This is a genomic window from Pseudomonas sp. SR18 (assembly GCF_023701505.1).
GTDB lineage: Bacteria > Pseudomonadota > Gammaproteobacteria > Pseudomonadales > Pseudomonadaceae > Aquipseudomonas > Aquipseudomonas cyclaminis.
Window position 1 is genome coordinate 177,145 of sequence record NZ_JAMQAU010000004.1, and the last position, 23,132, is coordinate 200,276.

Here is a 23,132-nt window from a genome sequence, read left to right on the forward strand (position 1 = left end):
AACGCTGTGACGTCTGACCTGGCAATTTTCCGTAATTCATTCGTCGGATGGCGTCACCTCACCGTCCTGCAAGCGCTGCATCACGTACGCCAATGCCTTGGCCAGGTGCTTTTGCACGGAACTGTCGGAGATGTCCAGGTGCCGGGCAACCTGGGCGTGGGTCATGCCCTCCATACGGTTCAGACGGAAGATCTGCTGGGTTCGTTCCGGCAGCTGCGCCAATGCCTGCTTCAATGCCTGCCGCTGTTGCTGCGCCATTGCCTGAGCCTCCAACCCGGCCACGTCATCTTCAATCTCGGCCAACGCCTCATGGGGCACGGAATCGGTCTTGCGCCGTGCTTCCTGGCGAATATGGTCGATCAGCAGATTGCTCGCCGTTCGATAGAGATAGCCCTGGGAATTGTCGATGCGCTCGCCGGCCGGTTTTTCCGCCAGGCGCAGGAAACTCTCCTGCACCAGGTCGGCCGCCAACTGCGGGTCCCGTACCTTGCGGGCCAGATACCCGCGCAGGGTATCGGCGTGCTTGAGAAACAGGCCCTTGAGATCCACGTCCGACAAACCGACTCCCTGGAATGTAAAGGAAACACGCGGGCATCTTAAGCGTTGTCGAGAATGATTTTCAATTGATATCTAATCTGATTCAGCCGTAGGACACGCCTGAATAAAAGTTCGGTAATCGAACACATCCGTTGCCATCAATTGACCAAATTAACTAACCAGTACATTTTATCCACACAACGAACAAGAACTGTGGAGATACCCCCAATGCCGCCTATCGTGCTGGTGCTCAACGGCCCCAACCTCAACCTGCTCGGCACCCGCGAGCCTGCCACCTATGGCCACGAAACCCTGGCCGACGTCGCCGCCCTGTGCGGACGCAGCGCGGACAAGCTCGGGCTGAAAATCGAATTTCGCCAGACCAACCACGAAGGCGAACTGCTGGACTGGATCCACAGCGCCCGTAATCGTTGCGCCGGTATCGTGATCAACCCGGCGGCCTGGACCCACACCTCGGTGGCGATTCGTGACGCGCTGGTGGCCAGTGAAGTGCCAGTGATCGAAGTGCATTTATCCAACGTGCATGCCCGTGAAGCGTTTCGTCATCACTCCTTTGTGTCGCCCATCGCCAAAGCGGTGCTCGCCGGGTTTGGCAGCCACGGCTATCACCTGGCACTGGAGCACTTCAGCCAGTTGCTGAAAGGATCGGCTCAATGAAACCGCGCATCCTCGCTGGCCTGATCGGCGCCGGTATCCAGGCTTCCCGCACCCCCGCCATGCATGAGCAGGAAGGCGACGCCCAAGGGCTGCGGTATTTGTATCGCCTGATTGACCTTGAGCCCCTGCACCTGGACATCAACGCCCTGCCCGATCTGCTGGAGGCTGCCGAGTTGATGCACTTTAACGGGCTGAACATTACCTACCCGTGCAAGCAGGCGATCCTACCGTTGCTCGATGAACTGTCCGACGAAGCCAGGGGCATCGGCGCGGTGAATACGGTGGTGTTCAAGAACGGCAAACGCATTGGCCACAACACCGATTGCCTGGGCTTCGCCGAAGGTTTCCGGCGCAACCTGAATGATGTACCGCGCCAGCGCGTGGTGCAGATGGGCGCCGGTGGTGCGGGCGCCGCGGTAGCGCATGCGTTATTGGCAGAAGGTGTGGAGCACTTGAGTATTTTCGACGTAGACGTCAGCCGCGCCCGTGACCTTGTGGATAACCTCGCCCAGCGTTTCGGCAACGGCCGTGCACAAGTGGGTCAGGATTTGGAAAACTCGATGGCCGAGGCCGATGGCCTGGTCAACACCACGCCGATGGGCATGGCCAAACTGCCCGGCACTCCCGTACCTGCGGCACTGCTGAGAGCCGAACTATGGGTGGCTGAAATCGTGTATTTCCCGCTGGAAACCGAACTGCTGCGCGATGCCCGCGCCTTGGGTTGCCGCACACTGGATGGCGGCAACATGGCAGTGTTTCAGGCGGTGAAGGCGTTTGAGTTGTTCAGTGGCGAGGTGGCGGATGCACAGCGGATGCTGGCGCACTTCAAGAGCATGAATACCTGAAATGTGGGAGGGAGCTTGCCCCCGATGGCCATTGGTATCCATACAACTCTCAAAGGCTTACACATAACATTGTGGTGAGCGGGCTTGTTTGCCCTCCTACATTGGAATGCATTCCAATCGGGTCACTCAAGCCTGCAGATACCGCAACACCGACTCACAGATCATCTCGCGATGGCGCTGTTTAACCACGTCATCCGACAGTTCGATCTGAAAAATCTCACTGAACGTATGGCGGTTGGACACCCGGTAAAAGCTGAATGAGTTGATCAGCAAGTGCACATCCAGTGGTTCCAGGCCCTCACGGAACAGGCCCATTTCCGCGCCCCGGCGCAAGGTCGCGCCCAACCCCTCAAGGATCTTGCTGTTCATCGCCTTGATCGTGTCGGTGCGTTTCACGTACTCGGCATTGTGGATATTTTCGATGCTGACGATCCGCACAAAGTCCACGTTCTGATCGTGGTGATCAAAGGTGAACTCCACCAGCCGACGAATCGCCTCTCGCGGCTCCAGCTCGGTCAGGTTCATGCGCGTTTCGGTGTTGCGGATATCGCCGTAGAGCTTCTCCAATACCTCGACGTACAACTGCTCCTTACTGCCGAAGTAGTAATAGATCATGCGTTTGGAGGTGTGGATGCGCTCGGCGATGGCGTCCACGCGCGCGCCGGACAGGCCCTGTTGGACAAACTCCACAATGGCTTCCTGAAGGATGTTTTCGCGGGTCTTTTCCGGGTTGTTCTTACGACTCTTGCGCGGTGCGGCTTGCACCTCGGGGAGTTCGGGACTTGAGGTCATGGTGCGCTCACGGCCATTTTTATTGTGCAGGCCGCGATTATGGGCCTCGGTGCTCCCCGAAGGAAGCACCCGACAACCCCTTATAAACGTGCCTGGCGCACCGCACCGCTGCGGGACTTGGCCATTGCCGCCAGACGCACCGCCACGTTGGCCGCGCCGTAGCCGGCATAGCCATTCTTGCGCTGGATGATCTCGAAGAAAAACCGCCCCTCGAAGGGTTCGGTGTACACATGAAACAACTCACCGCCCTGGGCGTCGCGGTCGTACAACACGTTGTAGTACGCCAGCTCGCTGAGGAACTCGTCGTCGAAATCGAAACGTGCGGCCAGGTCGTCGTAGTAGTTGAGCGGAATATCCAGCAGCGGCACGCCGGCCTCTTTGGCACGGCGCACTTCGGCGAAAATATCCGCACAGTCGAAGGCAATGTGGTGCACGCCGGAGCCCCGGTAGCTCGATAGCGCGTGGGAAATGGCGGTATTGCGGTTTTCGGAGATGTTCAGCGGCAGGCGGATCGAGCTGCAGCGGCTGCGCAAGGCGCGGCTTTTGACCAGGCCGTAAGGGTCGGGCAGCACCACTTCGTCATCGGCTTCAAAGTCCAGCAGGCTCTTGTAGAACAGCACCCAGCTGTCGAGGCTGTCGGCCGGCAGGGCCATGGCCATATGGTCGATGCGCAGCAAACCGCCGGCGTCGGTCGAGGCAGTTTGCAGGTTGAAGTCGGTGTCATACAGCCCGCCTTCGCTTGGGTCCACCAGGTAGATCAAGCTGCCATCCGGTGCGCGCACGGCCGCCAGTTCCAGCTCGTTGGGGCCGACCAGGCCGCGATAGGGTTGGCCTTTATAGGCGACCGCTCGCTCCAGGGCCTTGGCGCTGTCCTTGACCCGGATCGCCGTGGCGCACAAGGACGGACCATGGGCTTCGAAAAAATTATGGGCGAAGGAATAGGGTTCGCAGTTGAGGATCAGGTTGATATCACCCTGACGCAGCAGGCTCACGCTCTTGGAGCGGTGCTGCCCGGCCTTGACGAACCCCAGGCGTTCCAGCCAGTTCGTCAGCTTGGCGCCGAGGTTTTCATCCACGGCAAATTCGAGGAACTCAATGCCGTCATACTCACTCGCCGCCGGGGTTTCGAAGAGGATATCGACCGGTGTGGCAGGCGCTTCTTCGGCCAGGCGCTGGCGGGTTTTCTCTTCCAGGTACAGCAGCGAACGCAGGCCATCGGCGGCATTGGCACGGGTTGGCGCAGCGCGGAAACCATCGTTGAAAATTTCCAGGGACAACGGCCCGGTATAGCCACTCTTGATGATCGGTGCCAGAAAGCCCGCCAGATCAAACTCGCCCTGGCCGGGGAAGCAACGGAAATGCCGGCTCCACTCCAACACGTCCATGGCCAGGATCGGCGCGTCGGCCATTTGCACGAAGAAGATCTTGTCGCCGGGGATCTCGGCAATGGCACTTGGGTCGCCCTTGAGCGACAGGGTATGGAAGCTGTCGAGCAACACGCCGAGGCTTGGGTGATCGACCTGACGCACCAGGTTCCACACGTGTTGCCAGGTGTTCACGTGCTTGCCCCAGGCCAGCGCTTCATAACCGATGCGCAAGCCACGACGGCCGGCATGTTCGGCCAGCAGGCTCAGGTCATCGAGCAAAATCTGTTGATCGCCGACGCAATCGGCCGAGGCATTACTGCACACCAGCACCAGGTCGGTGCCCAGCTCCTGCATCAGATCGAATTTGCGCTCGGCCCGCTCCAGGTTGCGCGCCAGGCGGTCGCGGCGGCAGCCTTCAAAGTCACGAAAGGGCTGAAACAAGGTGATGGCAATGCCGAGGTCCGCGCACATCTGCCTGACTTCACGGGGGCTGCCGTCGTAATACAACAGGTCGTTCTCGAAGATCTCAACCCCGTCGAACCCGGCGGCGGCAATGGCTTCGAGTTTTTCCGGCAGGGTGCCGCTCAATGAAACGGTGGCAATGGAACGTTGCATGGACGACTCCCGGCAATTGTTGTTTGTGGCAAATTATTCGCCCCCAGCCTACACGCAGCAATTAAAATGTACGAACCGGTTAGTTTTTGGTGCGATTATCGAACACTAAGCCTCTTTGGCGAATTGACGATTTTTTAGCCGCTGCGCACCATCGATCCCGCTACAAACGTTTACAAAAGACCCAGAACACACCATAAAAATTTCAAAAAACGGGTACAACCACATGCCTTCGCAAAACTCCGCCCTGGCCTCGCGCCCCGGCACCCCGCACGCCGGCATCGGCGACAAGATCCGCGGCGCCATGGCCGTCGGGAAAACCCGCTGGGGCATGTTGGCCCTGGTGTTCTTCGCCACCACCCTCAATTACATCGACCGCGCCGCCCTCGGTGTGATGCAACCGATCCTCGCCAAAGAGATGAGCTGGACGGCGATGGACTACGCCAACATCAACTTCTGGTTTCAGGTGGGCTACGCAATTGGCTTTGTGTTGCAAGGCCGCTTGATCGACAAAGTCGGCGTGAAGCGCGTGTTCTTCTGCGCGGTACTGCTCTGGAGCCTGGCCACCGGCGCCCACGGCCTGGCGACCTCGGCCGTCGGCTTTATGGTCTGCCGTTTTATCCTCGGGCTGACCGAAGCCGCCAACTACCCGGCTTGCGTCAAGACCACGCGGTTGTGGTTCCCTGCGGGTGAACGTGCAGTGGCCACCGGGATCTTCAACGCCGGCACCAACGTGGGCGCCATGATGACGCCGATGCTGCTGCCGCTGATCCTGCATGTGTGGGGCTGGCAGGCTGCCTTCCTGTGCATGGCGTCGCTGGGCGCGATCTGGCTGGTGTTCTGGGGTTTGAAGTACTACAACCCGGAAGATCATCCGAGCGTTAAACAATCCGAATTGGACTACGTGCAACGGGAAGTCGAGCCGCAACAGCCTGGCGTACCGTTCAGCCGCATCCTGCGCATGCGCGGCACCTGGGCTTTTGCGATTGCCTACGCGCTGACCGCGCCGGTGTTCTGGTTCTACCTGTATTGGCTGCCGCCGTTTTTGAACCAGCAATACAACCTGGGCATCAACGTGACCCAGATGGGCATCCCGCTGATCATCATCTACCTGACCGCCGACTTCGGCAGCGTGGGCGGGGGCATCCTGTCGTCATTCCTGATCGGCCGCGGGATGAACTCGATCAAGGCGCGGTTGCTGTCGATGCTGCTGTTTGCCTGCTGCATCGTCGGCGTGATCATGGCGGCCGGTTCCAGCGAATTGTGGGTCGCGGTATTTGCCATCTCCCTGGCCATCGGCGCGCACCAGGCCTGGACCGCGAATATCTGGAGCCTGGTGATGGACTACACGCCCAAGCACATGATGAGCACCGTGTTCGGCTTCGGCGGCATGTGCGCGGCCATCGGCGGCATGTTCATGACCCAGATCGTCGGCCATATCCTCACCGTGACCAACAACAACTACACCGTGTTGTTCACCTTGATCCCGGCGATGTACTTCATTGCGCTGACCTGGATGTACTTCATGGCGCCGCGCAGGATTCCTACCGTAGACGTCTGAGCCATCCCCCAGAGCTATCCCCTGACCTATCGACGCCGCTGCTGCCAGGCAGCGGCCAACCCGCTCATGCAGATCACCCCGATACCGACCACCGTGGTCATATCGGGGGTATGACTGAACACCAGCCAACCCAACAACCCCGCAAACACGATCTGGCAATAGCCGAATGGCGCCAGCAAGGCCGGCGCCGCAAAGCGGAACGCCTGGGTCAGCATCAGGTGCGCGGTCATCCCGCACGTGCCCAGCGCCAGCATCATCACCCCGTGCCACAGCGTCGGGATCTGCCAGAAGAACGGCACCATTGCGCTCATCACCAAGGTATTGCACAGCCCGGCGAAGAAATTGCTGGTGGTCGGTGTGTCGTACTGGCTGAGGATTCGGGTGAGCAACTGGTAGAAGCAGAAAAACAGCGCCGAGCACAGCGGCAGCAACACCGCCGGGGTGAAGAGTTCACCGCCGGGATGGATGATCACCAGCACGCCGACAAACCCGCAGATCACTGCCAGCCACTGGCCACGCGTGACGTGCTCACCCAGCAGCGGCAACGACAGCGCGGTTACCAGGATCGGCGCCAGGAAGTTCACCGCCGTGGCTTCCGCCAATGGGATGTAATGCAGCGCCGAGGTAAAAAACAGGCTGGTGCCCAATAGGCACAGGGCCCGCACCATCTGCATGCCGGGCCGCTTGCTGCGCAGCACGCGCAGCCCCGATTGCGGCAGGAAAATCCCGGCCATCAACACGGTGTGCACCACGTAGCGCGCCCACACCACCATCACAATCGGGTAGAACCCGGCCAGGTATTTGGACAAGGCGTCGTGGCTGGAGAACAGGAACGTCGCCGCCACAATCAGCACAATGCCTTTGAAGGGATGGTTGACGCCGGACAGCGGGGTACTGACAGTCATGGAATTCTCTTGCGTGGCGGACGGAACACCGAGCACTGAACGAAATAGCGCTCAACCCGGTAATCTAGCAGCCGGGTCGGAGTCTGCCCCAAGAGCATAACCAAACACCGGGCGAACAGCGCACTAAATCATGGGAATCGAGTCCAACCCTGCACGCTCGCCCCCGTGCTGCACACTTTTCAACCAAGGCCTGCTGCTATGAAAAAAACCCTCTTTACTCTTTCCACCCTTGCCCTGCTCACCGCCTGCAACCAACAAGCCCAGGACACACCTAAACCCGCACCCGCCTCCGTGCAGGCCACCCTGGTGCCGGAGACGCCACCGACCGACAAATGGGTCGGCAAGTGGATCGGCGTCGAAGGTCTGAACCTGACCATCGCCAAGGACGACGCCATCGGCCGTGGTCACTACGTGCTCACCATGCAATACGGCCTGGATGCGGACGATTCCGGCACCTTCAAGGGTGAGGCCTCCGAAGACGGCATCGCTTTCACCCGCCCGGACGGCCCGCAATTGCTGCGTGCCGGCGACGGTGAAGCCACTGGTTTGAAATGGCTGGCAGATAAAAAAGACTGCCTGATCGTCGACACCGGCGAAGGGTATTGCCGCTAATACCGGCCATACTCAACCCACATCTTTGTAGGACCGTTCATCAAGAGGATTGCCCCCATGCTATGGAAAAAAGGCCGACGCAGCGACAACGTGGTGGATGCCCGCGATGACAGTGGCGGCGGCGGTGGCGGCATGCGCTTTGGCGGTGGCAAGGGCCTGAGTCTGACGGCGATTGTGCTGATCGTCGGCATTGGCTGGCTGACCGGCCAGGACCCGATGCAGATCCTCGGCCAATTGACCGGCCAGATGGAACAGGCACCGTCGGTCAGCACACAGTCGCGCCAGGCGCCACCGGCCAATGATGAACAGGCCGATTTCGTCCGCGCCGTGCTCGGCGATACCGAAGACACCTGGGGCCAGGTGTTCCAGGAAAACGGCCTGACCTACAAGAACCCGAAACTGATCCTGTTCCGTGGCCGGGTCAATTCCGCCTGTGGCGGTGCCACCTCGGCCAGCGGTCCGTTCTATTGCCCGGCGGACCAGCAGGTCTATCTGGACCTGGATTTCTTCCGGGAAATGTCCCAACGCTTCCAGGCCGCCGGCGATTTCGCCCAGGCCTACGTGATCGCCCACGAAGTTGGGCACCATGTGCAGACGTTGCTCGGGATTTCCTCGAAGATCCAGGCCGCACGCCAACAGGGCCGGCAGATGCAAGGCGACGGTGGCCTGCTGGTACGCCAGGAACTGCAAGCCGACTGTTTTGCCGGCGTGTGGGCCAACCGTGCGCAAAAACGCCTGAACTGGCTGGAACCCGGCGACATTGAAGAAGCCCTGAACGCCGCCAACGCCATCGGCGATGACCGTTTGCAGCAACAGGGTCAGGGCCGCGTGGTGCCGGACTCGTTTACCCACGGCACCTCGGCGCAGCGGGTTCGCTGGTTCAAGACGGGCTTCGCCCAGGGCCAGATCACGCAGTGCGACACCTTCACCGCCAAGAGCCTTTAAATGAATAAACGATTGGGTTTGCTGCTGGGTCTAGTCGTGTCGTGCTCCGCCCTGGCGGCGGAACACGGCGTCAAAATCGTCAGCCCCGATCGTTTCCACCTGGACGCCGGCGACCTCAGCCTCGGCGTAAGCCAGGACTGGCGCCAGCCGCTGCCCAACGTGTCCCGCGTGTTGATCATCGTGCATGGCCGGCTGCGCAATGCGCAGACCTACCTGCAAAGTGGTGTCGATGCCGCCGAGCATGCAGGTGTGGGCGCGAACACGCTGGTGATTGCGCCGCAGTTTCTGAATGCTTCTGATGTGAAGCGCAACCATTTGGACGGGCAAGTCCTGCGCTGGAATGGCAACGACTGGATGGCCGGCGAGCCTTCCACCGGTCCCGGCCAGGTCAGCTCGTACGGCGCCCTCGACCAGATCATCAAGCACCTGGGCAACCGCACACTGTTTCCGGGCTTGAAGGACATCGTCGTCGCTGGTCATTCCGGCGGTGGCCAAGTGGTGCAGCGCTTCGCCCTCACGGGCCATGATCATCCCACCCTGCAAAACGAAGGTATCAGCCTGCGGTATGTGGTGGCCAATCCTTCGTCCTACGCCTACTTCAGCCCGCAGCGGCCAGTGCCGTTCGACACCGCCAACTGCCCCGGTTTCAACGACTGGAAATACGGTCTGCAACACCTGCCGGCTTATGCCAAGGGCCAGAGCGCCGAACAGCTGGAACAGGCCTATGTGTCACGGGACATCACCTACCTGCTGGGCCAGCAAGACACCGACCCGAACCACCCGGCGCTGGATAAAAGCTGTGAGGCCGAGACGCAGGGCGCGTATCGACTGATACGTGGGCACAACTATTTTGACTACCTCAAGCAACGTCATCCGCAGTTGCGCCAGACGCTGGTAGAAGTGCCAGGAGTGGGGCATAACGGGGATGGGATGTTTACGTCGCCCGAGGGGCAAAAGGTGTTGTTTACTCAGTAATACCTGAAGAAACTGGCTCAAAATGTCTGGACTGGATCATTTGCCGCAAGACCGCGCAATCCTGCGCATGCCAATCCGCCAACTCCGGCCACGGGTTCTCCGGCAGGTTAACCAATACCGTCTTGGTCCCCGCCGCCCGACCGCAATCCAGGTCGAAGCGATAATCGCCGACCATCACCATCGCGCTCGGCGACACATCCCAGGCCGCCGCCAGCTTCAGCAGGCCGCCTGGATCCGGCTTGGGTGGCGCGTCATCACGGCCCAGCACATCTTCAATGGCAAAACAGTCCGCCAGGCCAATCGCTTGCAGCGTCACATGAGCCAGCTCTTGGGCATTACGGGTCAGGATGCCCAGGCGATAACCGCGCCCGGCCAACTCACGCACCAGCTCCACCGCGCCTTCAGCGGCGACCGAACCCAGCGCCAACTCGCGCTCGTGCTCCAGCAACCACGCATGTTTGGCCGCCGCGATATCCGCCGGCAACGCCGCCAGGTGCGTGAGAATGTCGTCCTCGGGCGGGATTTCCAGCGCCACGCGAATGGCCGCAAAGTCATGCACGGCCACGGTGAGGGTGCCGTCCATGTCGAACACCCAGTGCTTAATGTTGCTCAGGCTCATGCCCAATCCTTGCGGTGGCGGATCAAGCCTTCCTGGGTCACCGAGGCCACCAGTTGCCCGGCGCGGTTGTACACGCTGCCACGGGAGAACCCACGGGAATTGCCGGCCCAAGGGCTGTCCATGGCGTAGAGCAACCAGTCGTCGGCACGCAGGTCGGCGTGGAACCACAGCGCGTGGTCAAGGCTGGCGACCTGCATGTCTTTCTGCCACACAGTCTTGCCATGGGGCAGCAGCGAAGTGGTCAGCAGGCCGAAGTCTGAAGCGTAGGCCAGCAGGTATTTATGCAGCGCCGGGGTGTCGGCCAAAGCACCGTCGGCACGAAACCATACGTACTTGACCGGATCGGACGGCTGCGGGTTGAACGGGTCTTTTTCGGTGACCGGGCGCACTTCAATCGGCTTGGGGCACAGCAGCTTCTCGCGCATGTGCTCGGGGATCAGGTGCGCGCGCTGCTGGGTCAGCTCCAGTTCCGAGGGCAGGTTCTCCGGGCCGACCACCACGGGCATGGTGGTCTGGTGCTCGAAGCCTTCTTCGTCGTACTGGAACGAGGTGGTGCAGGTGAAAATCGGATGGCCCTTCTGGATCGCGGTCACGCGGCGCGTGCTGAAACTGCCGCCATCACGCACGCGGTCGACCGAATACACCACCGGCAATGCGGCATCGCCGGGGCGCAGGAAATAACCGTGCAGGGAATGCACGTGGCGCGCTTCTTCAACGGTCTGGCTGGCGGCCGACAGCGACTGGCCGAGCACCTGGCCGCCGAACAGTTGGCGAAAACCCAGGTCCTGGCTGCGGCCGCGAAAGAGGTTTTCCTCGATCGGCTCCAGGGTCAGCAGGTTCACCAGATCTTCCAATACTTGGCTCATAGAGCAACTCCTACAATCTATGGGGCATTCCGGGCTGCTATCCGTGCAGCGTGTCCAACCATTGGGCGCGGGTGATGCGGTACAAAACATGTGGGCGCAGCGGGTCATCGGCTGCGACCTTGGGGTGTTCAAAATCGGCCTGGGGATCGTAATGCATACCGATGGCCTGCATGACTTTTTGTGATGGCAGATTGGCTTCGGTGGTGAAGGCGACGATTTCATCCAATTGCAAACGGTCGAACCCACAGCGCAGCGCGGTCCACGCCGCCTCGCTGGCATAACCCAGGCCCCAATGCTCACGGGCCAGGCGCCAGCCGATTTCCACTGCTGGGGTAAACCCCGCGTCAAAGCCGACATGCTGCAGCCCGGTCAGGCCGATGAAGGCGCCGGTATCTTTGCGTTGCAACGCCCAGAAACCAAAGCCGTACTCGGCAAAATGGCCGCGAATCCGCCCGATCAGCGCGGCGCTTTCCAGATGGCTCAGCCTGGCCGGGAAATAGCGCATCACCTGCGGGTCAGCGCACATGCGCGCAAAGTCCGGCAGGTCCGTGTCGCGCCATTGGCGCATCACCAGACGTGCACTTTCCAATTCGAGTATCGGCTCCATGGGTCCCCTCCCCTTGCCATGTGCGTGAGTGTACAGCGCTGGTAAGATCCTTCGCAGGTTCCCGTCAGAAAATCCCATGCCTTTGCCATTGATCTACCACGATGACTACAGCCCCGAGTTCCCGGCGGACCACCGGTTCCCCATGGACAAATTCCGCCTGTTGCGCGACCACCTGGTGTCCACGGGGCTGACCGAAGACAGCCTGTTGCTGCGCCCCGAGCTATGCCCACCGGAGATCCTGGCCCTGGCCCATGAACCTGGGTATATCGAACGCTACATGAGCGGCGAATTGTCCCGCGAAGACCAACGTCGCCTCGGCCTGCCCTGGAGCGAAGACCTGGCCCGGCGCACAGTGCGGGCGGTAGGCGGTTCGATCCTGGCGGCGGAGCAAGCGCTGGAGCACGGCCTCGCCTGTCACCTGGCAGGCGGCACCCACCACGCCCATTACGACTATCCAGCGGGCTTTTGCATCTTCAATGACCTCGCAGTGATCAGCCAATACCTGCTGGCCAGCGGTCGAGTGAACCGCGTATTGATCTTCGACTGCGACGTTCACCAGGGCGATGGCACCGCACGCATCCTGCATGACACGCCGGATGCCATCACCGTGTCGTTGCACTGCGAAAAGAACTTCCCGGCGCGCAAGGCCCAGAGCGACTGGGACATCCCGCTGCCCATGGGCATGGGCGATGCCGATTACCTGCGCGTAGTCGACGACGCCCTCAATTACCTGCTGCCGCTCTACCAGCCCGACCTGGTGCTCTACGACGCTGGCGTCGATGTGCATAAGGATGACGCCCTCGGTTACCTCAAGCTGACAGACGAAGGCGTAGCCGCCCGCGATGAAAGCGTGATGCGCCACTGCCTGGGCCGGGACATACCGTTAATGGGCGTGATCGGCGGCGGCTACAGCAAAGACCGCCCGGCCCTCGCTCGCCGCCACGGCATCCTGCACCACAGTGCACAACGGGTGTGGACGTCATCAGGTTGTCATTGAGTGGTGGGTGTTACCCACAATGGCTGTGGAGCGGCCTGTGGATAACTTGAGCGTAAGCGGCTGAAAGCCAGAAGCCATAAGGCCTGTAGGAAAGTGTACATTTTTTGATCAGGCAGTTAGGCCGACGTCGGGTAGAATGCTCGGCCTATTCACGTCACCGTAGCCCTGCCCATGCCTCAGACCGTACCTCACCACGTCACCATTATCGGCGGCGGCCCTGCCGGGCTGATGGCCGCCGAAGTCTTGAGTCAAGCCGGGGTGCGCGTAGATCTGTATGACGGCATGCCGTCCGTGGGGCGAAAATTCCTGCTGGCGGGTGTGGGCGGTATGAACATCACCCACTCCGAGGCTTACCCGGCCTTCCTTTCGCGCTACGCCGAACGTGCACCGCAGATGGCGCCGTTGCTGCGTGGATTTGGTGCCGACGCCTTGTGCGAATGGATTCATGGCCTGGGTATTGAGACCTTTGTCGGTACCTCCGGCCGGGTGTTTCCTACAGACATGAAAGCTGCTCCCCTGCTGCGTGCCTGGCTCAAGCGCCTGCGCGAACAAGGCGTGGTTATCCACACCCGGCATCGCTGGACCGGCTGGAATGCCGAGGGCGATTTACTTATCCACAGCCCGGAAGGTGAGAAGGTTGTCCACAGCGACGCCGTGCTGTTGGCCCTTGGCGGCGGCAGCTGGTCGCGGCTGGGTTCCGACGGTGCATGGCTCAATTTGCTGGAAGACAAAGGCGTGCCTTATGTGCCACTGCAGCCGAGCAACTGCGGCTTTGATGTGTCGGCCTGGAGCGAATTACTGGTCAGCAAATTCGCGGGCGCCCCGTTGAAAAACGTCGCCATTGGGCTGGGGGATGACAAACCCCGGCTCGGCGAATGTGTGATCACCGCCACCGGTATCGAGGGCAGCCTGATCTATGCGCTGTCGGCGCCGATCCGCGAGGCGATCAACCGCGGTGGCTCAGCCACGGTGCATATCGATCTGCTGCCGAGCAAGCCACTGGATAAGGTGCAGGCGGCGCTGGCCAAGCCACGCGGTTCACGCTCTATGAGCAAACATTTGCACAGTCAGTTGGGGCTGGATGGGGTCAAGGCGGCGCTGTTGCGTGAGTTGGCGCCAGCCGATCACTTCAATGATCCGGCGCAACTGGCGGTGGATATCAAGGCCTTGCCGTTGAGGCTGGTGAAGACGCGGCCCATTGATGAGGCCATCAGCACCGCTGGCGGCGTGCCGTTTGAGGCGTTGGATGAGCGACTGATGCTCAAGCAATTGCCGGGGGTGTTTTGTGCGGGGGAGATGCTGGATTGGGAAGCGCCGACGGGCGGGTATTTGCTGACGGGGTGTTTTGCCAGTGGCAGAGCGGCTGGGCGGGGGGTTTTGGAGTGGCTTGAGCGCTGAGATTTTTGCTGAGTTCAAAGCCGCCATCGGGGGCAAGCCCCCTCCCACAATGTTGAATGTATTCACAAATCAAAATGTGGGAGGGGCTTGCCCCCTATAGGGCCATCAGCCAAACCGCAAAATCACTTCTTCTTACGCGGCCCGGTATTAAACACCGGCACCTTGCGCACCGGCTTGATCGACGGCTCCACCGGCGCCGATTCCCCGCTGTCCACCCACTTGCCCAGGTTGCGCTTACCGCCGCCGCCACCCGAGTTTTTAGGCTTCTTCGGTTTTTTCGGTTTCTTCACCACTTGCCCGCTGGCATCGGTGTCTGGCACGCGGTGTTCCGGTTCGAAGTCGGGCTCCATCTTGCGGGTCAGGGTCTGACGGGTCAGCATCTCGATGGCCGACAGCATGTTCACTTCATCGGCGCACACCAGGGAAATCGCCTCGCCGGTGTTGCCCGCACGCCCGGTACGGCCGATACGGTGGATGTAGTCCTCAGCCACGATCGGCAGGTCGAAGTTGACCACCATCGGCAGGTCTTCGATATCCAGGCCACGGGCCGCCACATCGGTGGCGACCAGTATCTGCACTTCGCTGCTCTTGAAGCGATCCAGCGCGCGCTGGCGAGTGGCTTGCGGCTTGTCGCCATGGATGCCGTCGGCATTGATGCCCAGGCCCTGCAACTTATCCACCAGCGCATCCACGCCGTTGCGGGTCTTGGCGAACACCAGCACCTGCTTCCAGCGGCCTTTGCGCATCAGGTGCACAAACAGCTCGGCCTTGCGCTTCTTGTCCACCGGCACCACCCACTGCTTGACGGTGTTGGCGGCGACGTTGCGCGGGCTGACTTCGATACTCAGCGGGTCGTTGAGCATCTGCCCGGCCAGCGTGCGGATCTCATCGGAGAAAGTCGCGGAGAACAGCAAGGTCTGGCGCTTTTTCGGCAACATGCGGTAGATGTTCGCCAGCTCTTCGGAGAAGCCCAGGTCGAGCATGCGGTCGGCTTCGTCCAGCACCAGGGTTTGCAGCTGATTGAGCTTCAGCGCGTTCTGGCGGAACAGGTCGATCAGGCGGCCAGGGGTGGCGACCAGGATGTCGACGCCCTTGCGCAGCTTCATCATCTGCGGGTTGATGCTCACGCCGCCGTACACCGCGTAGGTGGTCAACGGCAGGTTTTGCGCGTATTCGGCGACGCTGGCGTGTACCTGCTCGGCCAGTTCGCGGGTCGGGCACAGGATCAGCGCACGCGCCGAGTTGGCGGCGACTTTCGGCCCTTCCATCGTCAGCAGTTGCAGCAGCGGCAAGGCAAAACCGGCGGTCTTGCCGGTGCCGGTCTGGGCCGCAGCCATCAGGTCGCGACCGGCCAGCACTGCCGGAATGGCTTGCGCCTGCACCGGCGTCGGGGTCTGGTAGCCAAGCGTCTCAAGGGCGCGCAGCAAGGGTTCGATCAGGCCAAGTGTGGCGAAAGTCATGTGTTTACCGTAGGAAAAATTCAGCGCAAGGGCGTAATGCGCGGCAGTTTACCTTATTTCCGGCTTGGGCTTTCGCCACTGGGGCAGACTGATCAACAGCACCGCGCTGATGATCACCAGCATCGCCAAGGCTTCTTCCAGGCCGATGGTCTCGCCAATGAACACAATCCCCAGCAACACCGCCACCGCCGGGTTGACGTAGGCATAACTGGTGGCCGCCGCCGGGCGGACGTGTTTGAGCAGGTACATGTAGGCGTTGAACGCGATGATCGAGCCGAACACGGCCAGGTACGCCAGGGCCAGCCAGCCTTCCAGCGGCGGCATGGCTTGCAGGTGTTCGCCGGTGAGCGCACTGGCGATCAACAGCGTCACGCCGGCTACCAGCATTTCTGCGGCACTGGCCATGGCACCCGGCGGCAGCGGCAGGCGCCGGCTCCACACCGAACCAAACGCCCACGACGCCGCTGCAAACAGCAGCAATGCCGCGCCCATCGGGCTCGACTGCAACGTGCTGCCCATATTGAGCATGGCAATGCCGACCATCCCCAGGATCACGCCCGCCCATTCCAAGCGGGTATTGCGTGCGCCCCAGAAATACCCGCACAGCAAGGTGAACAGCGGCACCGTCGCCACCGCCAGCGCAGCCACACCGGACGACACTCCCGTGTGCTCGGCCACGCTCACCGCACCGTTACCGAAGGTGAGCAGCAAAATGCCGATCTTCGCGGCCGCCTTCCACTGCTCCCAGGTCGGCGCCGGCGCCCCGCGCCAGCGCAGGAAGCCATACATCGCCGCCCCCGCCAGCAGAAAGCGGATCCCGCCCAGCATCAGCGGCGGCCAGTATTCGACGCCGATGCGGATCACCAGATAGGTAGACCCCCAGATCACATACAACGCAAAAAAGGCAGCGATCAACGGTAAGGGAAAGCGACGTGTGCCAGGCATGGGGCGGCTCGAAGGCAGATATAAGAGACGCTTATTCTAAAAAGGCAGGTCGTTAAACATAAGTTACAAAACCTGTTTAAACCGCCCATACACTTTTCAAACCATGGTTATGAAGGCTATAACCCATGCTTTCGAAAGCCACCCGCTACTGGAGCCTTATCATGGACAAATACGACCGCATGCTCCTCAGCGCCCTGCTCGAAGACGGCCGCGCGTCCTACGCGCAACTCGCGCGCACGGTAAACCTCTCCGCCCCCGCCGTGGCCGAGCGCGTGGCCAAGCTGGAAGCCAGCGGGGTGATCACCGGTTACCAGGCCAAGGTGGATATGTCGAAGGTCGGTTTGCCGATCCAGTGTGTGATTGAGCTGAGGCTGACCAATCATGGGAGCCAGAAGGTGTACGACGCACTGGCCGAAATCCCCGAGCTGACCGAATGCCACCGGGTGACCGGCGATCCGTGCGTGATCATGCAGGCTGCGGTGGGGTCAATGCCGCAGTTGGAGAACTTGATTAATCGGGTGGCGAAGTTTGGCTTCAGCAAGACTTCGATCATCTTGTCGAGCGCGATAGAGCGGCGGGTGCCGTTGGGGCAGTTGGCCGTTAATGGGAAATGATGGTGACTGATCTACCGTCATCGGGGCATGGGTATCTACACAACTCTCAAAGGCTTACACATAACACTGTGGGAGGGGGCTTGCCCCCGATGACGTCAGTGGCCGCACTGCAAATTCGAGCGTTCAACAATCAAGTCGACTATCTGCTGGATGGTCGTGATGCGATCCCAATCCTCCTGCGTCGCTTGCAGGTTGAATTGCCACTTGATCTGCATGACAAAGCAGGTCAAATCCTCATCAATAATCTTGAAATCATGGATGAAGTCCGTTTGCTCCGTGACCTGGCTTGGGTCGATGAAGCCGATGATATCGACGAATAGCTGAACTACCTTCTCGCTGATTTCGGCTCTGGTCGGATTACCTTCCATTTCTCGCCTCATAAGCACATTTACCAATACTCACTAGATCAAAGACTGCAAGCCCGGCAGCAACGAAAGGAATGCCTCGTCCGATAATGCCAAACACACGGACTGTGCCAAACGTTGCTTTCGCCATTCTGGCCACCGTGGGCTGCCTGATCAAGGTACGAGGGAAAAAGCGCATTCCAATGAGGCTCGCCAGATTCGTCGTTTTGCTGGAGCCAACGTGAACCCATGTGCCCACAGCAACTTTGCTTATAGGTATGCCTGCGGCGCCAGTTAGAACCGTTGCGGCCGTCAAGCCATAGTGTTGCTGTGTACATTTCCAGAGTTCGTCAAACGTGGTGCTCGGCACAGAGGAATCAGCATGAACGGGTTTGAGTAACTGGTAACTGGCGCCATGGGTCCAGCCTGGCGAATTAGGTAACACCATGACTGCCGGGCAACTTGTCATCGTGTTTCCCAAATGAAACGCCATGCTTGAAGTTGAGCCGAAATCGATGCCGTTGCCTTGGAGCTCAAACTGGCTTCGCATGATTGCTGTGTGAAGATCGCTTTCCTGCATGACGTAGTCCCTGTACGTAAATGACAGCCGGGATCTTAGGTCGCAGCAAAGGGCTATAGACGGGAGAAGGGAAAATCCAGAAAGGTCCGACATGACAGCAGGGCTAAGCCTACTGACTATTCAGAAAGCAGATAAAAGCCCAAAAAAAACTGTTGTTTCAATGGCCAGCAAGACCGATCCCTTTCATTTGCGGGACGTTTCCGAGAGAATCCCACAGCCTTGTTTCCGTCGGATCAGGTAGCTAGTCTCATCCAGTCATCGAATGTTCGGTGGCCGGACGTGCAAGTCCGACCAAACATAGGCTTTATAGATGCCCGCAAAATCAGCGCCCATTTATTGCGAGATGGCGCTGGTCTGTTATGGCAGCTGTACGCGGGAGATCTTCGGATCTACTGGGTTTGCCTTTTGTCCCGGTCTTGCACACCCGCGTGCCGCTGCCACCCTAATCGCGTGCAAGCGAATAGACGCAGCTCCTGCTTAACAAGAGGAGTTTCACCATGGTCAAAGTCACCCCCGATCCACCCAGTTTCCTCAGCGAAGACGCCCTGCTCAATCGCCGAGCCATCGACTACTACCTCAAAACCTGCGCCCCAGATGCCCCGCCCTTCATCCTGAACGACAACCTGAGCCTCGAAGACGCCCTCGCCCATGCGGCAGATTTGCTGCATTGCGCGGTGGGCACTGCTCACTCGTCGGGCGAGGCGATGGCTGTGCAGCAGCGGGCAGTGATGCATTTGGTGGAGATGGCGAAGGGCGTGGTGGATCGGGCGTTGGAGTGTGTACAGCCGCGATGAACACCGCATAACCCATGTGGGAGGGGGCTTGCCCCCGATAGCGGCGGGTCAGTTACAGAAAAACGACTGACACACCGCTATCGGGGGCAAGCCCCCTCCCACATTTTGAGCGGCGTTGTTCTGTCAGAACCCGCGATGTTTTTTCAGATGCTCATTGATCTTCGCCGCCGGCACTTTCTGCAGGGTGCACAGAAAGTCGTGGGACAGCTCGCGCAAGCCGTGGGTACGCCGCAGTTCCTGGGCCAGGTGCGCCGTAAGGTTGGCCGCCATTTCCGCATCCGCCAGCGCCCGGTGAGCCTGGCCGGTGTGGGGCAGTTTTGCGAATGAGTTCAACGTGCCGAGCTTGTGGTTCGGCGCAGCCGGCATCAATCGGCGGGCCAGCAGCAGGGAGCAGGCGAATTTTTGCAGGCGGGTGCGGCGGATCAGGCCGAGTTCAAAGTCCCAGAACTTCTGGTCGAACGCGGCGTTGTGCGCCATCAGCGGCGTGGTGCCGACGAATTCGTTGACCTCGTTCATCACCCGCTCCGCCGGCGGTGCGCTGCGCAGCATGGCGTTGCTGATGCCGGTGAGTTGTTCGATAAAGCCCGGCACGCGCACGCCGGCATTCATCAGGCTCTGGTAGCGGTCCACGATCTGGCCACGCTCAAGGATGACCACGGCAATTTCCGTGGCCCGGCAGTGGCTGCTCGGCGTGATGCCGGTGGTTTCAAAGTCGATGACCGCTATACGTTCCAAACCTGTTCCAACTCCGTCTGAGCATTTATTTGAGCAGCAGCGCGCCTTCGATCGGCACGTAGCGGCTGGCGGCGCGTATCAGTGAATTGGCCGTCAGCCCCGGTACGCCGTAGGCCACAGCTTCAACCCCATGCTTTTGGATGATGCGTTCGAGCAGCATGTCGAAATCACCGTCGCCGGAGGCCAGCACCACTTCGTCGACGTGATCGGCGGCGTCCATGATGTCGAGGGTGATGCCCACGTCCCAGTCGCCCTTGGCCGAGCCGTCACTGCGCTGGATGTACGGTTTGAGTTTCACCGTAAAGCCCAGGTTGCGCAGGATCTGCTGGAATTGCTGCTGCTTGCTGTCGCCACGGTCGATGGCGTAGGCGTACGCCTCGACGATCTGCCCGCGGGAGCCGATGTCTGCCCAGAGGGCGGCGTAGTTGAAGTGGCAGCCGTACGCCTGGCGGACGGTGTAGTAGAGGTTTTGTACATCGGCGAACACTGCAATTTTCTTCACCGCACTTCCTCATGACAGCCAGGCGCCAGAGCCCGGAAAGGGTGCCAGTATGCCAGCCGCGAGAAAGTTTCCGGAAAAAATCAGACCGGGACGCCGCAGCGCCCCGGACTAGGTATGTCAGACGAAGGAATCGTCGTCGCCAAAGGAAGAGGAATCGTCGGAATAATCGCTGTCGGCAAAACTGTCTGCGTTGTTGCCGCCCCAGTTGTCATTGCCGGCAAATTTCTGGTCATCATTGCCCCAGCCGCCTTGATCGCTGGCCGGTGCCGGTTGCTCGATGATTTCTTCCACTACCTGCGGTTGCTGGTTGTGATGGAACAGGCTGCTGATGCCTTCGGCCAGCAATACACCACCGGCCACGCCGGCGGCGGTTTTCATCGCGCCACCGAGGAAGCCACTGCCCATTGGCGCGGCGGCGGCCGGTTGTTGGGGCTGTTGATAGTTTTGCTGCGGCGCGGGCTGGCCGCCGAACGAAGGCCGCGTTGGCTCACGCCAGCCGCCGCCCGAACTGCTCGGCGCGCTCGGCGCCGGCTGCGCGTCACGGGAACCGCCGCCGCCAAAGATGCTCGACAAGAAACCACCGCCGCTCGACGCCGCCGGCTGCGTGGATTTGGCCCGCTGCAACTCGTCCTGCAATTGCTGGATCTGTTGCGCCTGCTGTTTGTTCTGCGCGTCGAGACTCTTGAGTGCGTGTTCCTGCACCAGAATCGACTGGGTCATGTAGTACCCGGCGGCCGGTTGGCGAGTCATGTGCTCCTTGATCCGCGCTTCGGCCTGGGCGTCGCGGGGGGCTGAGTCCGTTTCGGCTTGCTGCAACCGTGAAAACAGTCCATCGATCAGGGTTTGCTCTTCGCTGTTCATGGCGACCTCGTTAGATTGCCGGTAGAAATTCTGGTCCCGCCTGTGATCAGGTCGGGGGCTTTCCAGTTATGGGGGTGTTACGAGTTGTTTCAATGGTCTTTACTCAAGGTTTACGTTTGTGCCCCTCTGACCGTGATCGGTTAAAGTGTCGCCCTTGTTTCCAGGCCTGCGATGAACCTGATGAATCCGTTAGACGTCTTGCGCGACTCCCTCCGTTTTACCCGCAGCAACCTGGGCGCCATCGTCCAGTTGTGCCTACCGCTGGTGATTCTCGAAGCCTTGCTGCAACAGATACTGGACCACACGCTGGGCGCGGATGCGTTTGCCGGCTACAGCGTGGTGGTGGGGTTATTGGTGTACCCGCTGTACACCGGCGCGCTGATCCTGTTCCTCGATGCGCGCACCCGTGGCGAGTCGCCGCGCACCAAGGATGTGTGGGCGATGGCGCTAGCCTTGTGGCCGCGTTTCGCGCTGTTGACCGCCATGAGCACGCTGCTGATCCTGCTGGGCCTGTCGCTGTATTTCCTGCCGGGCCTGTGGCTGATGGTGGTGCTGGCCTTCGCCGAGTACCTGCTGGTACTGCGCGGCATGCCGGCACTGGAGGCGATGAAGGAAAGCTTGCGTCTGACCCGTGGGCATTTCTGGCGGATCCTGGTGTGCCTGCTGTGCGTCATGACCCCGCTGTGGCTGCTCAAAGGCGCCAGCGTGGCGGCGTATCCCAACCCGGCGCCGTTGCTGGGGCTGTTGATGGACAGTGCCCACAGCTTCCTGCAATTGTTCACCAGTGTGGTGCTGTTCCGTTTATTCATGCTGATCGGTGGCGATGCCGACGCGCGGTGATATGCTCCGTGCCATTCCTGAAACGCTATAAGCCGAGCCGATGACCCGTTTATTGCGCATCACCTTGCTGGGCCTGCTGATTCTCGCAGGCGTGCTCACCGCCCTGATCTACAGCCTGACCTGGCGCCCCGCGCCCAAGGAAACCTTGCCAGTGAGCTGCGTCGCGCCCCGTGCGCCGACGCTGCTGCCGGGGCAGGCGCTCAAGGTCATGACGTGGAACGTGCAATACCTGGCCGGCAAGAACTACGTGTTCTGGTACGACACCCCCGACGGCAACGGCCCGGACGACCGCCCCACCGTGGAAGACATGGCCGTGAGCCTGGACGAAGTGGCGCGGGTGATTCGCGACGAACAGCCCGACATCCTGCTGTTGCAGGAACTCGACGAAAACGCCAAGCCCTCCCATTACCAGGACCAGTTCGCGCTGTTGCAGGAACGCCTGGTCGACCTCTACCCGTGCAGCGCCCAGGCCTTCGACTGGAAGGCCGACTTTGTGCCCGACCTGCATATCTTCGGCAGCGTCGGCCGCAAACTCGCGACCCTCAGCCGCTACCAGATCGAACACGCCGAACGCCTGCAACTGCCGGCGCCGGACGCCAACATCATCCGTCGCCAATTCCAGCCAAAACCGGCCTTGCTGCTGACCTACCTGCCCCTGAGCGACGGCGGCCAACTGGCGGTGCTCAACACCCGCCTGGACGACGACGCACCTGGGCGCAGTGCCGTGCAGGAGCAAGTGCAAGCCACCGTGAAATTACTGGATAAATTCGAAGGCCGCGGCACCCCGTGGCTGATCGGCGGCGACTTCAACCTGCTGCCACTGGGGCAATTCCTACGGTTGGATGCTGGCAAGCGCGGGCAGTATTCGCCGGACAGCGAACTGCATTTGTTGTGGGACAAATACCCGATGATCCCGAGCAACAGCCAATCCAGCGGGATAAACCGTGAAAAATGGCTGACGTATTTCCCCAATGACCCAAGCCTGGACGGGCCGGATCGCACGGTGGATTACCTGTTCTATAGCTCGCGGATCAAGCGGGTGGAGGCGAAGGTGCGACAGGAGGATACGTTGCGTATCTCAAATCATCTGCCGGTGATTGCACGGTTCCTACTGCCCGCCGCGCAATAACTAACGCTAAAG

26 protein-coding genes are annotated in these 23,132 nt (G+C 60.6%); 12 read left to right on the plus strand and 14 right to left on the minus strand.

The window, feature by feature from the left end; translation table 11 throughout:
- Positions 1–36: 36 nt before the first annotated feature.
- Positions 37–558, minus strand: coding sequence for an RNA polymerase sigma factor (locus NDJ82_RS08370; RefSeq protein ID WP_250925300.1), 522 nt, complete (start codon positions 556–558; stop codon positions 37–39).
- A gap of 207 nt (positions 559–765) precedes the next feature.
- Between NDJ82_RS08370 and aroQ the strand changes: the two genes are divergently transcribed.
- Together aroQ and NDJ82_RS08380 are read left to right on the plus strand one after the other, a co-directional pair.
- The gene (gene aroQ / locus NDJ82_RS08375) at positions 766–1,215 is read left to right on the plus strand and encodes a type II 3-dehydroquinate dehydratase (protein WP_099584720.1); all 450 of its coding nucleotides are present in this window, start codon (positions 766–768) and stop codon (positions 1,213–1,215) included.
- Positions 1,212–2,060 (plus strand): shikimate dehydrogenase, encoded by an 849-nt coding sequence (locus NDJ82_RS08380; RefSeq protein WP_250925301.1) that lies wholly within the window; start codon positions 1,212–1,214, stop codon positions 2,058–2,060. Before aroQ ends, NDJ82_RS08380 begins: the two co-directional genes overlap by 4 nt.
- Before the next feature lie 126 nt (positions 2,061–2,186).
- Here NDJ82_RS08380 and NDJ82_RS08385 read toward each other — a convergent pair whose 3' ends face one another.
- Positions 2,187–2,852 carry a TetR/AcrR family transcriptional regulator gene (locus NDJ82_RS08385; protein WP_112196814.1) on the minus strand — a complete coding sequence of 222 codons (666 nt, stop codon included), beginning with the start codon at positions 2,850–2,852 and terminating at the stop codon, positions 2,187–2,189.
- 80 nt (positions 2,853–2,932) lie between these two features.
- The gene (gene quiC, locus NDJ82_RS08390) at positions 2,933–4,834 is read right to left on the minus strand and encodes a 3-dehydroshikimate dehydratase QuiC (RefSeq protein ID WP_099584717.1); all 1,902 of its coding nucleotides are present in this window, start codon (positions 4,832–4,834) and stop codon (positions 2,933–2,935) included.
- 223 nt (positions 4,835–5,057) lie between these two features.
- Here quiC and NDJ82_RS08395 point away from each other — a divergent pair, with 223 nt between their 5' ends.
- Complete coding sequence (locus NDJ82_RS08395; protein WP_112196816.1) at positions 5,058–6,392, plus strand: MFS transporter; 1,335 nt, start codon at positions 5,058–5,060, stop codon at positions 6,390–6,392.
- A 26-nt stretch (positions 6,393–6,418) separates the two neighbouring features.
- On the opposite strand, the gene NDJ82_RS08400 is transcribed toward NDJ82_RS08395, so the two are convergent.
- On the minus strand, positions 6,419–7,297 hold the full coding sequence (locus NDJ82_RS08400; RefSeq protein WP_250925302.1) for a DMT family transporter: 879 nt from the start codon (positions 7,295–7,297) through the stop codon (positions 6,419–6,421).
- A gap of 198 nt (positions 7,298–7,495) precedes the next feature.
- On the opposite strand from NDJ82_RS08400, the gene NDJ82_RS08405 reads away from it, so the two are divergent.
- From NDJ82_RS08405 to NDJ82_RS08415, 3 genes are read left to right on the plus strand one after another with little or no spacing between them, the layout of a single operon-like run.
- Positions 7,496–7,909 carry a membrane lipoprotein lipid attachment site-containing protein gene (locus NDJ82_RS08405; protein WP_250925303.1) on the plus strand — a complete coding sequence of 138 codons (414 nt, stop codon included), beginning with the start codon at positions 7,496–7,498 and terminating at the stop codon, positions 7,907–7,909.
- Between the two features lie 57 nt (positions 7,910–7,966).
- Positions 7,967–8,854, plus strand: coding sequence for a KPN_02809 family neutral zinc metallopeptidase (gene ypfJ, locus NDJ82_RS08410; protein WP_099584713.1), 888 nt, complete (start codon positions 7,967–7,969; stop codon positions 8,852–8,854).
- The gene (locus NDJ82_RS08415; RefSeq protein ID WP_250925304.1) at positions 8,855–9,829 is read left to right on the plus strand and encodes an alpha/beta hydrolase; all 975 of its coding nucleotides are present in this window, start codon (positions 8,855–8,857) and stop codon (positions 9,827–9,829) included.
- On the opposite strand, the gene NDJ82_RS08420 is transcribed toward NDJ82_RS08415, so the two are convergent.
- Genes NDJ82_RS08420 through NDJ82_RS08430 form a run of 3 tightly spaced genes read right to left on the minus strand, consistent with a single transcriptional unit; the run spans position 9,819 to position 11,921 of the window.
- Positions 9,819–10,448 carry an HAD family hydrolase gene (locus NDJ82_RS08420; RefSeq protein ID WP_099584711.1) on the minus strand — a complete coding sequence of 210 codons (630 nt, stop codon included), beginning with the start codon at positions 10,446–10,448 and terminating at the stop codon, positions 9,819–9,821. The genes NDJ82_RS08415 and NDJ82_RS08420 overlap by 11 nt on opposite strands.
- Positions 10,445–11,314, minus strand: a complete 870-nt coding sequence (gene tesB, locus NDJ82_RS08425; RefSeq protein WP_099584710.1) for an acyl-CoA thioesterase II — start codon at positions 11,312–11,314, stop codon at positions 10,445–10,447. The genes NDJ82_RS08420 and tesB overlap by 4 nt, the downstream gene beginning before the upstream one ends.
- Before the next feature lie 37 nt (positions 11,315–11,351).
- Complete coding sequence (locus tag NDJ82_RS08430; protein ID WP_112196822.1) at positions 11,352–11,921, minus strand: GNAT family N-acetyltransferase; 570 nt, start codon at positions 11,919–11,921, stop codon at positions 11,352–11,354.
- 76 nt (positions 11,922–11,997) lie between these two features.
- On the opposite strand from NDJ82_RS08430, the gene NDJ82_RS08435 reads away from it, so the two are divergent.
- Both NDJ82_RS08435 and NDJ82_RS08440 read left to right on the plus strand, forming a co-directional pair.
- Positions 11,998–12,918: a histone deacetylase family protein gene (locus NDJ82_RS08435; protein WP_250925305.1), complete on the plus strand. Its 921-nt coding sequence runs from the start codon at positions 11,998–12,000 to the stop codon at positions 12,916–12,918.
- A 171-nt stretch (positions 12,919–13,089) separates the two neighbouring features.
- Entirely contained in the window at positions 13,090–14,316 is a 1,227-nt protein-coding gene (locus tag NDJ82_RS08440) for a TIGR03862 family flavoprotein (protein WP_250925306.1), read from the plus strand.
- A 122-nt stretch (positions 14,317–14,438) separates the two neighbouring features.
- Here NDJ82_RS08440 and rhlE1 read toward each other — a convergent pair whose 3' ends face one another.
- Both rhlE1 and yedA read right to left on the minus strand, forming a co-directional pair.
- Positions 14,439–15,776, minus strand: coding sequence for an RNA helicase RhlE1 (gene rhlE1, locus NDJ82_RS08445; protein WP_099584706.1), 1,338 nt, complete (start codon positions 15,774–15,776; stop codon positions 14,439–14,441).
- Between the two features lie 48 nt (positions 15,777–15,824).
- Entirely contained in the window at positions 15,825–16,721 is an 897-nt protein-coding gene (yedA, locus tag NDJ82_RS08450) for a drug/metabolite exporter YedA (RefSeq protein WP_099584705.1), read from the minus strand.
- A 161-nt stretch (positions 16,722–16,882) separates the two neighbouring features.
- On the opposite strand from yedA, the gene NDJ82_RS08455 reads away from it, so the two are divergent.
- Complete coding sequence (locus NDJ82_RS08455) at positions 16,883–17,335, plus strand: Lrp/AsnC family transcriptional regulator (RefSeq protein ID WP_099584704.1); 453 nt, start codon at positions 16,883–16,885, stop codon at positions 17,333–17,335.
- Positions 17,336–17,430: 95 nt separating this feature from the next.
- On the opposite strand, the gene NDJ82_RS08460 is transcribed toward NDJ82_RS08455, so the two are convergent.
- Together NDJ82_RS08460 and NDJ82_RS08465 are read right to left on the minus strand one after the other, a co-directional pair.
- On the minus strand, positions 17,431–17,703 hold the full coding sequence (locus tag NDJ82_RS08460) for an acyl carrier protein (RefSeq protein WP_099584703.1): 273 nt from the start codon (positions 17,701–17,703) through the stop codon (positions 17,431–17,433).
- Positions 17,693–18,259 carry a hypothetical protein gene (locus NDJ82_RS08465; RefSeq protein WP_099584702.1) on the minus strand — a complete coding sequence of 189 codons (567 nt, stop codon included), beginning with the start codon at positions 18,257–18,259 and terminating at the stop codon, positions 17,693–17,695. The genes NDJ82_RS08460 and NDJ82_RS08465 overlap by 11 nt, the downstream gene beginning before the upstream one ends.
- 497 nt (positions 18,260–18,756) lie before the next feature.
- Here NDJ82_RS08465 and NDJ82_RS08470 point away from each other — a divergent pair, with 497 nt between their 5' ends.
- A complete protein-coding gene (locus NDJ82_RS08470) occupies positions 18,757–19,053 on the plus strand; it encodes a DUF6124 family protein (RefSeq protein WP_112196827.1) in 297 nt (98 codons plus the stop codon).
- Positions 19,054–19,176: 123 nt separating this feature from the next.
- Here the strand turns inward: NDJ82_RS08470 and NDJ82_RS08475 are convergent, their stop codons facing one another.
- The 3 genes from NDJ82_RS08475 to NDJ82_RS08485 all read right to left on the minus strand — a co-directional run bounded on the left by NDJ82_RS08475 (position 19,177) and on the right by NDJ82_RS08485 (position 21,151).
- Positions 19,177–19,788 (minus strand): 3'-5' exonuclease, encoded by a 612-nt coding sequence (locus NDJ82_RS08475; protein WP_099584701.1) that lies wholly within the window; start codon positions 19,786–19,788, stop codon positions 19,177–19,179.
- A 25-nt stretch (positions 19,789–19,813) separates the two neighbouring features.
- Positions 19,814–20,290, minus strand: coding sequence for a LabA-like NYN domain-containing protein (locus NDJ82_RS08480; protein WP_099584700.1), 477 nt, complete (start codon positions 20,288–20,290; stop codon positions 19,814–19,816).
- A 117-nt stretch (positions 20,291–20,407) separates the two neighbouring features.
- Positions 20,408–21,151, minus strand: a complete 744-nt coding sequence (locus NDJ82_RS08485; protein ID WP_250925307.1) for a DUF2076 domain-containing protein — start codon at positions 21,149–21,151, stop codon at positions 20,408–20,410.
- A gap of 180 nt (positions 21,152–21,331) precedes the next feature.
- Between NDJ82_RS08485 and NDJ82_RS08490 the strand changes: the two genes are divergently transcribed.
- Positions 21,332–21,991: a DUF7847 domain-containing protein gene (locus NDJ82_RS08490; protein ID WP_099584828.1), complete on the plus strand. Its 660-nt coding sequence runs from the start codon at positions 21,332–21,334 to the stop codon at positions 21,989–21,991.
- Between the two features lie 40 nt (positions 21,992–22,031).
- Positions 22,032–23,120, plus strand: a complete 1,089-nt coding sequence (locus NDJ82_RS08495; RefSeq protein ID WP_099584698.1) for an endonuclease/exonuclease/phosphatase family protein — start codon at positions 22,032–22,034, stop codon at positions 23,118–23,120.
- Positions 23,121–23,132 lie beyond the last annotated feature (12 nt).

Bases quoted from the DNA above. Each gene is read 5' to 3' on its own strand.
- yedA (WP_099584705.1), bottom strand. From the start codon at position 16,721: ATGCCTGGCACACGTCGCTTTCCCTTACCGTTGATCGCTGCCTTTTTT.
- aroQ (WP_099584720.1), top strand. From the start codon at position 766: ATGCCGCCTATCGTGCTGGTGCTCAACGGCCCCAACCTCAACCTGCTC.
- NDJ82_RS08385 (WP_112196814.1), bottom strand. From the start codon at position 2,852: ATGACCTCAAGTCCCGAACTCCCCGAGGTGCAAGCCGCACCGCGCAAG.
- NDJ82_RS08395 (WP_112196816.1), top strand. From the start codon at position 5,058: ATGCCTTCGCAAAACTCCGCCCTGGCCTCGCGCCCCGGCACCCCGCAC.
- NDJ82_RS08440 (WP_250925306.1), top strand. From the start codon at position 13,090: ATGCCTCAGACCGTACCTCACCACGTCACCATTATCGGCGGCGGCCCT.
- NDJ82_RS08495 (WP_099584698.1), top strand. From the start codon at position 22,032: ATGACCCGTTTATTGCGCATCACCTTGCTGGGCCTGCTGATTCTCGCA.
- NDJ82_RS08420 (WP_099584711.1), bottom strand. From the start codon at position 10,448: ATGAGCCTGAGCAACATTAAGCACTGGGTGTTCGACATGGACGGCACC.
- NDJ82_RS08405 (WP_250925303.1), top strand. From the start codon at position 7,496: ATGAAAAAAACCCTCTTTACTCTTTCCACCCTTGCCCTGCTCACCGCC.
- NDJ82_RS08470 (WP_112196827.1), top strand. From the start codon at position 18,757: ATGGTCAAAGTCACCCCCGATCCACCCAGTTTCCTCAGCGAAGACGCC.
- NDJ82_RS08455 (WP_099584704.1), top strand. From the start codon at position 16,883: ATGGACAAATACGACCGCATGCTCCTCAGCGCCCTGCTCGAAGACGGC.
- NDJ82_RS08485 (WP_250925307.1), bottom strand. From the start codon at position 21,151: ATGAACAGCGAAGAGCAAACCCTGATCGATGGACTGTTTTCACGGTTG.
- NDJ82_RS08435 (WP_250925305.1), top strand. From the start codon at position 11,998: ATGCCTTTGCCATTGATCTACCACGATGACTACAGCCCCGAGTTCCCG.
- NDJ82_RS08490 (WP_099584828.1), top strand. From the start codon at position 21,332: ATGAATCCGTTAGACGTCTTGCGCGACTCCCTCCGTTTTACCCGCAGC.
- NDJ82_RS08460 (WP_099584703.1), bottom strand. From the start codon at position 17,703: ATGGAAGGTAATCCGACCAGAGCCGAAATCAGCGAGAAGGTAGTTCAG.
- NDJ82_RS08430 (WP_112196822.1), bottom strand. From the start codon at position 11,921: ATGGAGCCGATACTCGAATTGGAAAGTGCACGTCTGGTGATGCGCCAA.
- NDJ82_RS08415 (WP_250925304.1), top strand. From the start codon at position 8,855: ATGAATAAACGATTGGGTTTGCTGCTGGGTCTAGTCGTGTCGTGCTCC.
- NDJ82_RS08400 (WP_250925302.1), bottom strand. From the start codon at position 7,297: ATGACTGTCAGTACCCCGCTGTCCGGCGTCAACCATCCCTTCAAAGGC.
- ypfJ (WP_099584713.1), top strand. From the start codon at position 7,967: ATGCTATGGAAAAAAGGCCGACGCAGCGACAACGTGGTGGATGCCCGC.
- tesB (WP_099584710.1), bottom strand. From the start codon at position 11,314: ATGAGCCAAGTATTGGAAGATCTGGTGAACCTGCTGACCCTGGAGCCG.
- quiC (WP_099584717.1), bottom strand. From the start codon at position 4,834: ATGCAACGTTCCATTGCCACCGTTTCATTGAGCGGCACCCTGCCGGAA.
- NDJ82_RS08380 (WP_250925301.1), top strand. From the start codon at position 1,212: ATGAAACCGCGCATCCTCGCTGGCCTGATCGGCGCCGGTATCCAGGCT.
- rhlE1 (WP_099584706.1), bottom strand. From the start codon at position 15,776: ATGACTTTCGCCACACTTGGCCTGATCGAACCCTTGCTGCGCGCCCTT.
- NDJ82_RS08465 (WP_099584702.1), bottom strand. From the start codon at position 18,259: ATGCAGGAAAGCGATCTTCACACAGCAATCATGCGAAGCCAGTTTGAG.